We start from the raw sequence: 13,133 nt of genomic DNA on the forward strand, positions 1-13,133 counted from the left end.
TTCACCGAGGTGTTCTGGGCGTCCCTGCACGGCCTGGCCACCCTGACCCGGGCGGGACGGCTGCCGCCGGAGGACACCGCGCAGAGGGTGGAGCTACTGGTGGACCGGCTCGCCGTGGTCTGACACACACCCCGGCGGGCACGCAGCCGGGGCGTCCTCGTCGAGGCGCTGAGCCCGCTGAGGTGACGCGGTGCCACTTCGGGGCAGGCCGTGGGGGCCGCTCATCGTGGAAAGCGAACGGCCTTCCACCGCACCACCACAACGGTCGGTGGCACAATCCGCTGATGACCTCAGAGGCAATGATCAACGCAGCGGACGCGGGCACCTGGAAACTGGGCGACCTCCCGGTCAACCGCATCGGATTCGGTGCCATGCGCCTCACGCAGAACGGCGACGCACTCACCGCGACCGCCATACCGAGCGACCGCGGGCGCGCGATCAGCGTGCTGCGCCGTGCGATCGAGCTCGGCGTGAACCACATCGACACGGCCGCCTTCTACTTCTCAGCACTGCGTTCCGCCAACGAGCTGATCAACAGCGCGCTCGCCCCCTACTCCGACGACCTCGTCATCGTCACCAAGGTCGGCCCGGGCCGGGACCCCTCGGGCGAGTGGATCGATCACGCCACACCGGAGCAACTGCGCGGGCAGGTCGAGGAGAACCTGCGCCAGCTCGGCCGCGACCACCTCGACGTCGTGAACCTCCGCATCCTCGGCACCCATTCGATCGCCGAGCGTTTCGGGGCACTGGCCCAACTGCGCGAAGAGGGCCTCATCCGCCACCTCGGGCTCTCCAACATCACCTCCGAGCACCTCACCGAGGCCCAGGCCATCGCCCCGGTCGTGTGCGTACAAAACCCGTACGGCATCGGCGCGAGCCCCGAACAGGAAGCGCTTCTGCGCAGGTGCGGTGAGGAGGGGATCGCCTTCGTCCCCTTCTATGCGATCGCGGGCGCCCGACGCGAGCGGGGCGCGGACGCGGGTACGGCGGAGAGCGATCAGGTGCAGGCCGTCGCCCGCGCGCACGGGGTGACGACCGCGCAGATCCGGCTGGCGTGGACCCTGCACCGCGGACCGCACGTCCTGGCCATCCCCGGCACCGGCAACCCGGACCACCTGGCCGACAACGTCGCCGCCGGCGCGCTCAAGCTCTCCGAGGACGAGATGGCCCTGCTCACCACCTCATGACCGAACTCGGCAGCCTCCTCCGCTGGAACCTCTTCACCGGCGGCCGGCCGACACCGTCACTCCCCACGCCCCCTTCCCGCACAGCGCTCTGACGACACGTCGGCCGAAGTCCACCGGCGCGTCAACGGCTCTCGAACGGCGCGTACGAATCCCAGTCCTGGGGCGAACGCTGCAACCGCATCAGGAACCCAAGGCCATCTTCGTTGCTCGTGGTCACACCCCGTGATACACAGAGTAACCATGCATATGCACGCAGATGCCGGAACGAGCCGCAGGTCAGGGTGGTCGTCCCGGTCAAACGTGCGAGATCCGGGTAAAGAGACACGGGAAGGCGTCGTACGGGCGCGGTTTCATCAGCGAAGATAGAAGGCGACCCGTGCCGGACGGCACGGGCGGCGAACTACCCAACAGGGGCGGTGACTTACATGATCCTGGCAGCTGAAAAGGGCGACATCACCACCATCATCGGCGGAATCGCCCCGGACTGGGGGCCGTTCGGGACCCTCGGCAACGAGGCGCGCATCATGATCGAGGTGGTGATGGCCGTAGCCATCCTGCTCTGTCTCGGCATCGCCATCTGGGGCGCGGCCAAGCAGCGCATCGGGGCCACGGCCTTGCGCGACACCTTCAGCGCGGAACAGGGCAAGGGCCTGATCGTGGCCGGACTGACGGGCGTGTTCATCATCGGATCGCTCGGCACCCTGTTCACGATTGTGTACGGCATGGCCGTCTGACCCGACGCCCCGTCCGTTCCACCCCGGGCCGTCCCAGCCCGCCTCACACCATCCGTCCGTCGTGCCCACCGGCTGAGGTTGCGTCTCCCTGATGTCCAGTCACCACACCGCGCACGCGCGGCAACCAGCACAGCTACCGTCGTACTACGCGGCACTGCAGACGGCTGAGGGGGCTTACGCGGCATGAGCCAGGGCGACGATCACGGTTACGGCGGCGACTCGGGCGGTCGGGGCGACGACCCGTACAGCACGCTGGGCGGCACCCGGCAGACCCGCACGCGCCTCCCCGACGGCGAGAGCGGCGACCACGGCCGCCGCCCCGCCCGCAACTCCCGCTCCCTCGTCATGGTGGTCGGCGTGGTCGTCCTCCTGATCGCCGCGATCGCGTTCGCGAACCGTGGCGGAGGCAGTGAGGGCGAGGGGTCCGGCGGCACCGCGAAGGAACCGGGCACCACGGGCACCGGCCCGACGGCACCCACAGGCACCAAGCCGGTCACGGGCAAGAACGGCACGATCGCCTCGGGCTTCGCACACGACGAGCAGGGGGCGCAGAGCGCGGCGGCGAATTATGCGGTGGCGCTGGTATCTGCGGAGATCCTCAAGCCCGATCGCCGGGGCGAGATCGTTCGCCAGATCTTCGTCGCGGAACGGGTCGGTGAACTGGAGACCAAGTTCAACAAGGCGTACAGCAGTGAGTTCCTCGACAAGGTCGGGCTCGACGAGAACGGCAATGCGGCCGAAGGCCTGACCTACGTCTCACGAACCGCGCCAGTCGGCACCAAGGTGACCACGTACTCGGCCACCTCCGCCACCGTCGAGGTCTGGTGCACCGGCGTGTTCGGCACTGCGGGTGTCAGTTCCACCAATCCGGTGAGCAACGACTGGTTCACCATGACCCTGAAGCTCCAGTGGGCGAGTGATGACTGGAAGGTCGACAGCTTCGCCCAGAAGGAGGGCCCTGCTCCGGTCAACACCGACCGCACGGCTTCCAATGCTGACGAGATCGCCAGGGCAGTCGAGGAGTACGGAGGGTTCACGTATGCCCGCTAGCACACGGCACGTACTCAAGATCGGCTCGGTCCTCGCCGCTGCTCAGGCGGCGCTGGTGATCCTGGCGACTCGCGCTGCTGCTGCCCCGACGCCGACCCCGACCCCGTCCGACAAGGACAACTGCGACCTCATCGTCGGCCCCGCCAGGGACTACTGCGAAACCGACAACGTCGGCGGCTCCGCCCGCCGCGCCCCCACCACCACAGACGACCCCCTCGACCCCCTCTCCTCCCTCGCCCGCGGATGCGCCGACGCCGCCGCCTGGATCGTCGGCAAGCTCAGCGAGGCCGTGAAGAGCACGGCGAACGTCGACTTCACCAACACCACGTTCCTCCAGCAGTACGCGGTCGTCTTCGCCGCATCCACCGTCCTGACCCTCGTCCTGTGGCTGCTCGCCGTGGCCAAGCGCGCCATTCGTGGTGTGCCACTGGCCACCGCGGTCTCCGAGGCGGTCGGCTTCCTGTGGCTGACCGTCCTCGCCTCCGCCTTCACGCCGCTCATCCTCTACACGATCGTCTCCGCCACCGACGGCGTCACCGAGGTCATCTCCTCCGCGACCGGCGGGCAGGCGGACGTCTTCTTCGGATCGTTCGCCGAGGCCCTCAAGAAGGGCGAGGACATCGGCGGCGGACCGATCATGCTGATCGTCGTCTCGCTCGTATCGATCCTCGCCGCCGGCGTCCTGTGGCTGGAGCTCGTGATCCGGGCCGCCCTGCTCTACGTGGGCGCGCTCCTCGGCGTCGTCGTCTACGCCGGGCTCGTCGACAAGAACATGTGGGGCCACGTCCGCCGCTGGGCAGGCATCATGATCGCGGTGATCATGGTCAAGCCGGTCATCGTCATCGTGCTCGGCCTCGCCGGCGCGCTCTCGCAGGACGAAGGCCCGGACGCCTTCTCCGCCGTCGTCTCCGGCCTCTCCATCATCCTGCTGGCCATCTTCGCCTCCGCCATGATCTACCGCTTCGTCCCAGGCTTCGGCGACGAGATCCAGGGCGCCCGTACCAACCGCAAGCAGGCCACCGACGGCTCCCAGGCCGCCGCCCTGATCAGTTCCCCCGCCGCCCTCGTCTCCCAGGGCATCAAGACCCACAGCGGCCGGAACGACCAGAACAGCGGCGGAGGCGGGGGCGGGGGCGGCGGAGGCCGATCCGCCAACCCGGCCAGCGGCGGCGTCGCCGCGCACAGCTCCCGCAGTACCGGTGGAAGCGGCGCGCCCGCCCCCCGCAGTGGTTCCGGTCCCACGTCCGGAACCCCCCACAGCAGCCGCTCCCCCCGGGGCGGCGGTTCAGGCAGCACAGGTAACAACAGCACAGGAGGTGGAGGGCGTTGACGACTCAGTCCCACACCATCGCGCCCCGCCGTACGTATCTCATCGGCCGCGCCAGGCCCAACGCCATCGTCGGCAAGAACCGCGAGACCGGCGAGATCGCCCTGATCATCGGCGGCGCGTTCCTCGGCATGATGAGCGGGCTGATCGTCCCCGTCCTGTCCCTGCGGATCGTGGCGCTCGTGGGCTTCCCGCTGCTGGCCCTCGCCATCGTGTACGTCCCGTACAAGCACCGGACGTTCTACAAATGGTTCGAGATCAACCGCAGCTTCAAGCGGTCCCTGCGCCGGGGCACCGCCTACCGTTCCACCGCCATGGAGGCCGGCGTCAGCGCCGACGGCCGTGAGGTCGAGATCGGCCCGCCCCCCGGCATCGGCCGGATCAGCTGGCTCGCGGCGCCCTTCGGGCCCGACGAGATCGCCGTACTGCTCCACGCCGACCGGCGTACGGTCACCGCCGCCATCGAGATCGAGGGCCCCGGCGTCGGCCTGCGCGACAGCGAGGACCAGGAGGCCCTGGTCGACCGGTTCGGCACCCTCCTCAAGCACGTGGCGAACGGCGACGGCTTCGTGACCCGCCTCCAGATGCTGGCCCGTACGCTCCCCGCCGACCCCGACGCGCACGCCAAGGACGTCGCCCAGCGCGGCGACAAGACGTCCCCCGGCTGGCTCCAGGAGTCCTACGACCAGCTCCAGTCGATGGTCTCCACCTCCAGCGAGCAGCACCGCGCCTACCTCGTCGCCTGCATGCACTACAGCCGCGAACTGGCCGCCGAGGCCAACGCCATGGCCCGAGCCGCCCGCCCGCACGGCGGTCGCAAGCTCGACCGCGACTCGGGTCTCGCCGTCGTCATGGCGCGCGAGCTCACCGACATCTGCGCCCGCCTCGCCGAAGCCGACATCCGGGTACGCCAGCCGCTCGGCCAGAGCCGCCTCGCCTCCCTCGTGCACTCCATGTACGACCCCGACCACCCCATCGACCACATCCAGGCGATGACGAAGCGCAACGCCTGGCCGGCCGAACTGGACGCCGTCGAGCCGACGTTCCTCCAGGCCAAGACCCGCGAGTCCACCACCCGCGCCCCCTGGTGCCACGCCACGGCCTGGGTGAAGGAGTGGCCGATGACGCCCGTCGGCGTCAACTTCCTGGCCCCTCTCCTCGTACACACCCCGGACGTCATCCGCACGGTCGCGGTCTGCATGGACCTCGAACCCACCGAGGTCGCCATCGAGCGCATGCTGACGGAGAAGACGAACGACGAGGCCGAGGCGAGCCGCCAGGCCAAGATGAACCGCACGGTCGACCCGCGCGACATCGCGGCCCACGGACGACTCGACCAGCGGGGTGAAGATCTGGCCAGCGGCGCGGCCGGAGTGAACCTGGTGGGGTACATCACCGTGTCGTCCCGTTCACCCGAAGCCCTCGCCCGCGACAAGCGGACGATCCGGGCCTCGGCCGGCAAGTCCTATCTGAAGCTGGAGTGGTGCGACCGTGAGCACCACCGCGCCTTCGTGAACACCCTGCCGTTCGCCACCGGCATCCGCCGATAACCATGAACAAGTAGCCGAGTTCCTCGATACCGAGAGGGAGGTCATTCACGCCATGCGAGATCCGCTGTCCGCGTTGTCGGACGCCTTTACCGCCTTCCTCTTCGGGAAGGTCGAGACGACCCGGCTCCCCGTCCGTACGTCGACGGGCCAGGCCCAGGCCGTCTACCTGCCGACCGCCGCCCCCGGCCTCGGCGACTCCGGCGTGATCATCGGGCGCGAGGTGTACTCCGGCAAGGGGTACATCTACGACCCCTTCCAGCTGTACGGCCAGCAGCTCCCGGCCCCGCACTGGCTGGTGCTCGGCGAGTCCGGCAACGGCAAGTCCGCGCTGGAGAAGACGTACGTGCTCCGCCAGCTCCGCTTCCGCGACCGTCAGGTCGTCGTCCTGGACGCCCAGGGCGAGGACGGGGTCGGCGAGTGGAACCTCATCGCCCAGGAGCTGGGCATAACCCCCATCCGGCTCGACCCGACCGCCGCCCTCAACGGCGGCATCCGCCTCAACCCGCTCGACCCGGCGATCACCACGACGGGCCAGCTCGCCCTGCTCCGTACGATCATCGAAGTCGCGATGGGCCACGGACTCGACGAGCGCTCCGGCTTCGCGCTGAAGGTCGCCCACGCGTTCGTGAACGAGACCATCACCGACCGGCAGCCGGTCCTCATGGACATCGTGGAGCAACTGCGCCACCCGAAGCCCGAGTCCGCCGAGGCGATGAACGTCGACATAGACGACGTACGGGCCTGGGGCCTGGACGTCGCCCTCGTCCTGGACCGGCTGGTCGACGGTGACCTGCGCGGCATGTTCGACGGTCCGACGACGGTCGGCATCGACCTCGACGCGCCGCTGATCGTCTTCGACCTCTCGCACATCGACCGCAACTCGATCGCGATGCCGATCCTGATGGCGATCGTCGGCGTGTGGCTTGAGCACACCTGGATCAGGCCCGACCGCAAGAAGCGCATCTTCCTGGTCGAAGAGGCCTGGCACATCATCAACTCGCCCTTCGTGGCACAGCTCTTCCAGCGGCTGCTGAAGTTCGGCCGACGGCTGGGGCTGTCCTTCGTCGCCGTCGTCCACCACCTCAGCGACGTGGTCGACGGGGCCGCCGCCCGGGAAGCGGCGGCCATCCTCAAGATGGCGTCGACACGCACGATCTACGCGCAGAAGGCCGACGAGGCGAGAGCGACCGGGAAGGTGATCGGCCTGCCCAGGTGGGCGGTCGAGATCATCCCGACACTGACGCCGGGCATCGCGGTGTGGGACGTCAACGGCAACGTGCAGGTGGTCAAACACCTGATCACCGAGGCGGAACGGCCCCTGGTCTTCACGGACCGCGCGATGACCGAGGGCTCCGCGAACGACCTGCTCCCCGAGGACGTACTGGCCGCGGAGCTGGAGGCGGAGCAACGCGCGGTCCGGATGGAGCACCAGCAGCGGATGAACGAGTCGTCCGAGTCAACGGTGGCCTGAGATGGCGGGAAGCGCGTCGAACAGGGAGGCACGCGGCACCGGCGGCCTTCCGGACGGGATGCTGATCGGCCTCCTGGCCCTCCTGTTCGGTCTGACGGTCCTGGGCTGGACGGCCACCGGTCTCGCCGGCCTGTTCGCCCACGGCGCCTGGCCGCAGGGGGTCACGTTCACGCAGACCCCGCTGGCCCTGCGCGCACTGGCCACCGATCCGCAGAACCTCCCCGGCGCCTGGCCCGCCACCCCGGCGGGCGAGCTCTCCGGGTACGGGCTGTTCTGGGGCCTGTTCATCGGCGAGCTGATGGTGCTCGTGGTGCTGACGGTGTTCGTGCTCGGGGCAGTGGCCCGCTGGCGCGTCGTACGGGCGAACCGCCGCGAGGAGCTGCACGAGCAGCGGGCCCGGGGCGGGGATGTTCCTGCGGCGGCACCGGTACGGGAGCAGGCAGCGCCGCCGGTACAGGAACAGCCGACCCCAGCACCGGCCCCCATAGCGTCCGCCACCCCCGCCACTCCCGTAACCCCCACCCCCCTCACCCCCACCGTCCTAGTCCCCTCCCCCCGCACCCCCCTCCTCCTCTACGGCCCCGCGGCCACCCGTCGCCCCACAGCCGTCCAGGCCATCCACGACGCGGCGGGCCCCGTCCTCGTCGTCACATCCGACCCCACGGTCTGGGCCGAGACGAAGGACGCCCGCGGCAAGCTCGGCCCGGTCCTCGTCTACGACCCCGGCCACCTCTGCGACACCCCGGCCCGTCTCCACTGGTCCCCGACCACCGGCTGCGAGGAGCCCGATGTGGCCGCGGCCCGCGCCACCGCCCTCCTCGCCCCCGTCAGGCCGCAGGCCCGCATGGACGCTGCGACGGCGGACACCGCGGAAACGCTCCTCAAGTGCTGGCTGCACGCCGCCGCCGTCGACGGCCGCCCCTTCCGCCAGGTCCACCGCTGGGCGCTCGGCGGCAACGCCCACGAGGCCGTACGACTCCTCCGTACGCACCCGAAGGCCATCTCCGGGATGGCCGGCCTGCTGGAGTCCGCGCTCACCGGTTATCCCGAACGCCGGGAGCTGGCACAGGAGCTGACGGTACGGGCCTTGGCGGCCCTGTCCTCGGTCCACATCCGCGAGGCGTGCACACCGAACCGCGCGGATTCGCTCGCACTGGAATCTTTTACGGGTGAAGGGGGAACGCTGTATGTGGTCGGTGAACCCATCGAGGATCCCCGCTCCCGCCCCGGTGCAATGCCCCTGCTCACTGCACTGTCCTCATACGTGGTCGAGCACGGCCGCCGCATGGCCGCACGGTCAACCGACGGTCGGCTCGACCCACCAATGACACTCGTCCTCGACGACGTCGCCGCGGTCGCTCCGCTGCCCCGGCTTCCGGAGCTGCTGTCGACCGGCCAGGACCAGGGCCTGGCGACCCTGGTCCTGCTCCGCTCCCAGGAACAGGGCCGCGCCCGCTGGAGCAAACCCCTGGAAAGCCTCTAAAGGCCGGCGGGGAGCACGTACTCCACCTCGCGCGCCGACGGATCGCCCGGTACGGAGGCGGTCTGCCCGGACGGCACGAAGCCGAACCTTCGGTAGAAGGCGGCAGCGCGCGGATTGCTCTCGTGGACGTACAGCCTGATCCGCTCGATACGGGGATCGGACAAGGACCGGGCCCAGTCGACAGCGGCCCGGAACAGCGCCTCGGTCACCCCGCTCCCCCGTACCTCGGGCCGCACGAACACCCCGACCAGATGCGCCTGGTCGACCTCGGCAGCCGCGCCGAAGCGCGTGTCCCCGTCCGGCCGCTCGATGAGCACCGAGACCGTACCGACCCAGGTCCCGTCGGGCGCCTCGGCGATGAACTGCCGGCCGGCCGTCCCCGCTGCGGCGCCCGCCGTCCGCTCCTGCCAGAAGGCGTCGGGACGGCCGAGAGCGGTCTCGTACGTCTCCAGAAACGCCACCGGAGCGGCCGGGTCCTGAAGCGCGGCCAGTCGGATCTCCCGGGCCGACGCCCATTCCTCGGCCCGCAGAGCGCGTATCACGTAGTCCATCGGCCGATCCTGCCCTGCCCCAGCTGACCAGCGCAAACAACATTCCGGCCACCGTCAGCCCCGCAGCCACACCGCCGTGTCCCGTGGCAGCCCGCCGTCCCCGTCGAGCGGCCCACTGCTGAGCAGGACCGACCCGTGGGCCGGAAGCTCCACGGACCCCGCAGAAAGGTTCACGACGCAGATCAGCCCCTTTGTCCGGGCGAAGGACAGCACCCCGTCATCCGCAGGGAGCCAGGTGAGGGGACCGTCCCCGAAGCCGTCCCCCGACCGGCGCAGCAGCAGGGCCTCGCGGTACAGGGCGAGCATGGACGTCGGGTCCAGGGACTGCCGGTCGGCCGCGTAGGCGGACCAGCCATCGGGCTGGGGCAGCCAGGGCTCGGCGCCCGTGCCGAAACCGGCGTGCGGGGCGTCGGCGGCCCACGGCAGGGGAACACGGCAGCCGTCGCGTCCCGGGTCGGTGCCGCCGGAGCGGAAGTGCATCGGGTCCTGGATGCGGTCGAGGGGTACGTCGGTCTCGGGGAGCCCGAGTTCCTCGCCCTGGTAGAGGTAGACCGATCCGGGGAGCGCGAGGGTCAGCAGTGCGGCGGCGCGGGCGCGCCGGGTGCCGAGTTCCAGGTCCGTGGGGGTTCCGTATGCCTTCGTGGCGAAGTCGAAGCCGGTGTCCTCACGTCCGTACCGCGTCACCGTCCGCGTCACGTCGTGGTTGCACAGCACCCAGGTCGCGGGGGCGCCGACCGGGGCGTGCTCGGCCAGGGTGTCGTCGATGGTCCGGCGCAGCCGCTCCGGGTCCCAGGGGCAGGACAGGAAGTTGAAGTTGAAGGCGGTGTGGAGTTCGTCGGGGCGCAGATAGCGGGCGAAGCGCTCGGAGTCCGGCAGCCACACCTCACCGACGAAGACCCCTTGGTACTCGTCGGCTATGGCACGCCAGGACCGGTAGATGTCGTGGAGCTCGTCCTGGTCGATGTACGGGTGCGGGTCGACGCCCTCCTCGAAGTCGGCGAGCGCCGGGTCCTTGGCGAGCAGTGCCGCCGAGTCGATCCGTACGCCCGCGACGCCCCGCTCGAACCAGAAGCGCAGCACGTCCTCGTGCTCCTGGCGGACGGCCGGGTGGGCCCAGTTGAGGTCGGGCTGTTCGGGGGTGAAGAGGTGGAGGTACCACTCGCCGTCCGCCGTGCGGGTCCAGGTGCGTCCGGCGAACTGGGAGGGCCAGTTGTTGGGCGGGAGCTCGCCGTTCTCGCCCCGGCCGGGCCGGAAGTGGAACAGCTCGCGCTCGGGGCTGCCGGGCCCTGCCGCCAGGGCTGCCCGGAACCAGGCGTGCTGGTCGGAGACGTGGTTGGGCACGATGTCGACGATCGTCCGGATGCCCAGGCCGCGGGCTTCGGCGATCAGCTTCTCGGCCTCGGCGAGCGTACCGAAGGCGGGGTCGATGGTGCGGTAGTCGGCGACGTCGTAGCCGCCGTCGACCAGCGGGGAGACGTACCAGGGCGTGAACCAGAGTGCGTCGACGCCCAGTTCGGCGAGGTAGGGCAGTCTCGCCCGGACGCCCGCGAGGTCCCCGGTGCCGTCGCCGTCGCCGTCGGCGAAGCTGCGGGGGTACACCTGGTAGATGACTGCGTCGCGCCACCAGTCGTCGGTGCGGGGCGAATGAGGGGCTGCCACGTGACGGTCCTTTCGGGCAGGTCGGGTTTCTTCGCCGCCGGCCCGGAGGCTGCGGGGCGTCGGACGGGCCGGCGGCGAAGGCTTCTTGGGGCGAGGGCTTCTCGGTGAGGGGCGCCGGGCGGGCCGGGCCGCGGGTCAGCCCTTGAGGCTGCCGGCGGTGAGTCCGCTCATGATGTTGCGCTGGAAGATCAGGAAGATGAGGAGCGTCGGGAGGGACGCGATCGTCAGCGCGGCGATCAGCACGTTCACGGGGACGCCGTTGGAGAGCGAGTAGATCCCCACGTTGAGGGTCTGCATCGAGGGGTCCGGCAGGGTGAGCATCGGCCAGAGGAAGTCCTTCCAGACGCCCACGATCGCGAAGATCGACACGACGCCGAGGATCGGCCTGGATATGGGCAGCACGATCGACCGCAGCACCCTCATCGGGGAGGCGCCGTCCATGGAGGCGGCGTCGAGGAGCTCTTTCGGGATCGAGTCGAAGAAGCGCTTGAGCAGGAAGATGTTGAAGGCGTTGGTGACGGCGGGCAGCCAGATCACCCACGGCGTGTTCAACAGGTTCCGCTCCACGATCGGCACGTCGAGCACCGTCAGGTACTGCGGTACGACCAGCACGGTCGCCGGGATCATCAGCGTCGCCAGCATCATGCCGAGGATCGCCTTGCCGAAGATCGGCCGCAGCTTGGACAGCGAGTAGGCCGCCGCCACATCGAAGATCAGCTGGAAGGCGAGGGCGCCGAATGCGTAATAGAGCGTGTTGAACAGGAGTGTGGCGAGGTCCATGACCTCCCAGGCCCGGCTGTAGTTCTCCGGTTCGAAGGAGCCGGGCACCAGGGTCGGCGGTGTCTGGATCACTTCCTGCGGGTCCTTGAAGCCGCTGGACACCATCCAGTAGAGGGGTCCCAGGAACACCAGGGTGAACACGCCGATGACCAGGGCGAAGACGGCCCAGTAGACGACTTTGCCGCGGGGCCTGGCGAGTTGGGCCGGTGAGATGAGTGTGCGTGTGGACATGCTGGTCTCCCCGGGTCTACTCGTCCTCGGCGCGGCTGAGCTTCACGTACGCAGCCGAGAATCCGGCCAGGAGTACGAGCAGGAGCAGGCCGAGCGCAGCCGCGGCACCGTAGTTGTTGAAGTTGAAGGCGTACTGGTAGATGAGGTAGACGACGGTGGTCGTGGACCCCTCGGGCCCTGCACCGCCGGTGAGCAGGAACGGTTCGACGAAGACCTGCATGGTCGCGATGATCTGCATGAGGAACATCAGCGAGAGGATCAGCCGCGTCTGGGGGATCGTGACGTGCCAGATCTTGCGGAACAGCCCGGCGCCGTCGAGCTCGGACGCCTCGTACAGCTCGCCCGGAATGCCCTGGAGGGCGGCGAGGTAGATCAGGCAGGCGCCGCCCATGTTCATCCACGTCGAGGCGACGACGACCGCGAGCATCGAGATGTCCGGGTCCTGGAGCCACTGCTGTTCGGGCAGGTGGAAGAAGCGGAACAACTCGTTGAGGAGCCCGTAACCCGGGTCGTACAGGTACTTGAAGAGCAGTACGGAGGCGACGGGCGGCAGCATCACGGGCAAGTAGACGAGCAGCCGGAGGTACCCCTGCCCGTGCTGGAACTCGTTGATGACGATGGCGACGACGAACGGGACCGCGAATCCGAAGACCAGCGCGAGCAGGGTGAACAGGAGCGTGTTGCGCCAGGCCTGCCAGAACGCCGGGTCGTTGAAGACGGTGGTGAGGTTGTCCAGGCCGACCCAGGTGGTCTGCCCGTTGTCCGTCTTCTGGAAGGCCAGGAAGAACTCCCTGATCATCGGATACCAGGAGAACACCGCGAAGCAGACGAGCGCACCGATGAGGAATCCGTGGGCCGTCAGATTGTGCCGCACGCTCCTGGCGAACCGGCCACCGGGTTTTGCGGGTCCCGCCTCGCGCGGCGGGGAGGCAAGGGGGGTTCCCCTCTTGCTCGGGGTCAGGCTGGGGGCCGACATCGTCGCTCCTTGGTGCTGGTCTGCCGGCCGGGGGGGGCCCCCCCCGGGCCCCCCCCCCCCGGGGACGGGGCCGGGGTTGGGGGGGCCGGGGTGTGCAGGGGCCCGGGCGGGGGGGGCCGCGTGTGGGAGGGCGG

12 protein-coding genes are annotated in these 13,133 nt (G+C 69.6%); 8 read left to right on the forward strand and 4 right to left on the reverse strand.

Annotated elements, in window-relative coordinates; genetic code table 11:
• The 8 genes from ACWGO0_RS36665 to ACWGO0_RS36700 all read left to right on the forward strand — a co-directional run.
• Positions 1–123, forward strand: a 123-nt coding sequence (locus ACWGO0_RS36665) for a TetR-like C-terminal domain-containing protein (protein WP_453538278.1), incomplete at its 5' end; no start/stop codon positions are given.
• A gap of 161 nt (positions 124–284) precedes the next feature.
• Positions 285–1,187, forward strand: coding sequence for an aldo/keto reductase (locus ACWGO0_RS36670; protein ID WP_453544737.1), 903 nt, complete (start codon positions 285–287; stop codon positions 1,185–1,187).
• 425 nt (positions 1,188–1,612) lie between these two features.
• Positions 1,613–1,921 carry a hypothetical protein gene (locus ACWGO0_RS36675; protein WP_453544739.1) on the forward strand — a complete coding sequence of 103 codons (309 nt, stop codon included), beginning with the start codon at positions 1,613–1,615 and terminating at the stop codon, positions 1,919–1,921.
• 183 nt (positions 1,922–2,104) lie between these two features.
• The gene (locus ACWGO0_RS36680; RefSeq protein ID WP_453544741.1) at positions 2,105–2,971 is read left to right on the forward strand and encodes a hypothetical protein; all 867 of its coding nucleotides are present in this window, start codon (positions 2,105–2,107) and stop codon (positions 2,969–2,971) included.
• Complete coding sequence (locus ACWGO0_RS36685) at positions 2,961–4,301, forward strand: hypothetical protein (RefSeq protein WP_453544743.1); 1,341 nt, start codon at positions 2,961–2,963, stop codon at positions 4,299–4,301. Before ACWGO0_RS36680 ends, ACWGO0_RS36685 begins: the two co-directional genes overlap by 11 nt.
• A complete protein-coding gene (locus ACWGO0_RS36690) occupies positions 4,298–5,848 on the forward strand; it encodes an SCO6880 family protein (protein ID WP_453544745.1) in 1,551 nt (516 codons plus the stop codon). Before ACWGO0_RS36685 ends, ACWGO0_RS36690 begins: the two co-directional genes overlap by 4 nt.
• Before the next feature lie 52 nt (positions 5,849–5,900).
• A complete protein-coding gene (locus tag ACWGO0_RS36695; protein WP_453544747.1) occupies positions 5,901–7,319 on the forward strand; it encodes an ATP-binding protein in 1,419 nt (472 codons plus the stop codon).
• A gap of 1 nt (position 7,320) precedes the next feature.
• Positions 7,321–8,802, forward strand: a complete 1,482-nt coding sequence (locus ACWGO0_RS36700; protein ID WP_453544749.1) for a type IV secretory system conjugative DNA transfer family protein — start codon at positions 7,321–7,323, stop codon at positions 8,800–8,802.
• Here the strand turns inward: ACWGO0_RS36700 and ACWGO0_RS36705 are convergent.
• The 4 genes from ACWGO0_RS36705 to ACWGO0_RS36720 all read right to left on the reverse strand — a co-directional run bounded on the left by ACWGO0_RS36705 (position 8,799) and on the right by ACWGO0_RS36720 (position 12,999).
• Positions 8,799–9,353: a GNAT family N-acetyltransferase gene (locus ACWGO0_RS36705; RefSeq protein ID WP_453544751.1), complete on the reverse strand. Its 555-nt coding sequence runs from the start codon at positions 9,351–9,353 to the stop codon at positions 8,799–8,801. The two genes, ACWGO0_RS36700 and ACWGO0_RS36705, sit on opposite strands and share 4 nt — an antisense overlap.
• Before the next feature lie 54 nt (positions 9,354–9,407).
• Complete coding sequence (locus ACWGO0_RS36710; RefSeq protein ID WP_453544753.1) at positions 9,408–11,012, reverse strand: glycoside hydrolase family 13 protein; 1,605 nt, start codon at positions 11,010–11,012, stop codon at positions 9,408–9,410.
• A gap of 135 nt (positions 11,013–11,147) precedes the next feature.
• Positions 11,148–12,023: a carbohydrate ABC transporter permease gene (locus tag ACWGO0_RS36715; protein ID WP_453544755.1), complete on the reverse strand. Its 876-nt coding sequence runs from the start codon at positions 12,021–12,023 to the stop codon at positions 11,148–11,150.
• Between the two features lie 16 nt (positions 12,024–12,039).
• Positions 12,040–12,999 (reverse strand): carbohydrate ABC transporter permease, encoded by a 960-nt coding sequence (locus tag ACWGO0_RS36720; RefSeq protein WP_453544757.1) that lies wholly within the window; start codon positions 12,997–12,999, stop codon positions 12,040–12,042.
• Positions 13,000–13,133 lie beyond the last annotated feature (134 nt).

This window comes from Streptomyces sp. NPDC055749 (assembly GCF_053617235.1).

What these genes read in the sequence shown, in the direction of transcription:
- ACWGO0_RS36670 (WP_453544737.1), top strand. Translation starts at nt 285, where the DNA reads ATGACCTCAGAGGCAATGATCAACGCAGCGGACGCGGGCACCTGGAAA.
- ACWGO0_RS36675 (WP_453544739.1), top strand. Translation starts at nt 1,613, where the DNA reads ATGATCCTGGCAGCTGAAAAGGGCGACATCACCACCATCATCGGCGGA.
- ACWGO0_RS36680 (WP_453544741.1), top strand. Translation starts at nt 2,105, where the DNA reads ATGAGCCAGGGCGACGATCACGGTTACGGCGGCGACTCGGGCGGTCGG.
- ACWGO0_RS36685 (WP_453544743.1), top strand. Translation starts at nt 2,961, where the DNA reads ATGCCCGCTAGCACACGGCACGTACTCAAGATCGGCTCGGTCCTCGCC.
- ACWGO0_RS36695 (WP_453544747.1), top strand. Translation starts at nt 5,901, where the DNA reads ATGCGAGATCCGCTGTCCGCGTTGTCGGACGCCTTTACCGCCTTCCTC.
- ACWGO0_RS36700 (WP_453544749.1), top strand. Translation starts at nt 7,321, where the DNA reads ATGGCGGGAAGCGCGTCGAACAGGGAGGCACGCGGCACCGGCGGCCTT.
- ACWGO0_RS36705 (WP_453544751.1), bottom strand. Translation starts at nt 9,353, where the DNA reads ATGGACTACGTGATACGCGCTCTGCGGGCCGAGGAATGGGCGTCGGCC.
- ACWGO0_RS36715 (WP_453544755.1), bottom strand. Translation starts at nt 12,023, where the DNA reads ATGTCCACACGCACACTCATCTCACCGGCCCAACTCGCCAGGCCCCGC.
- ACWGO0_RS36720 (WP_453544757.1), bottom strand. Translation starts at nt 12,999, where the DNA reads ATGTCGGCCCCCAGCCTGACCCCGAGCAAGAGGGGAACCCCCCTTGCC.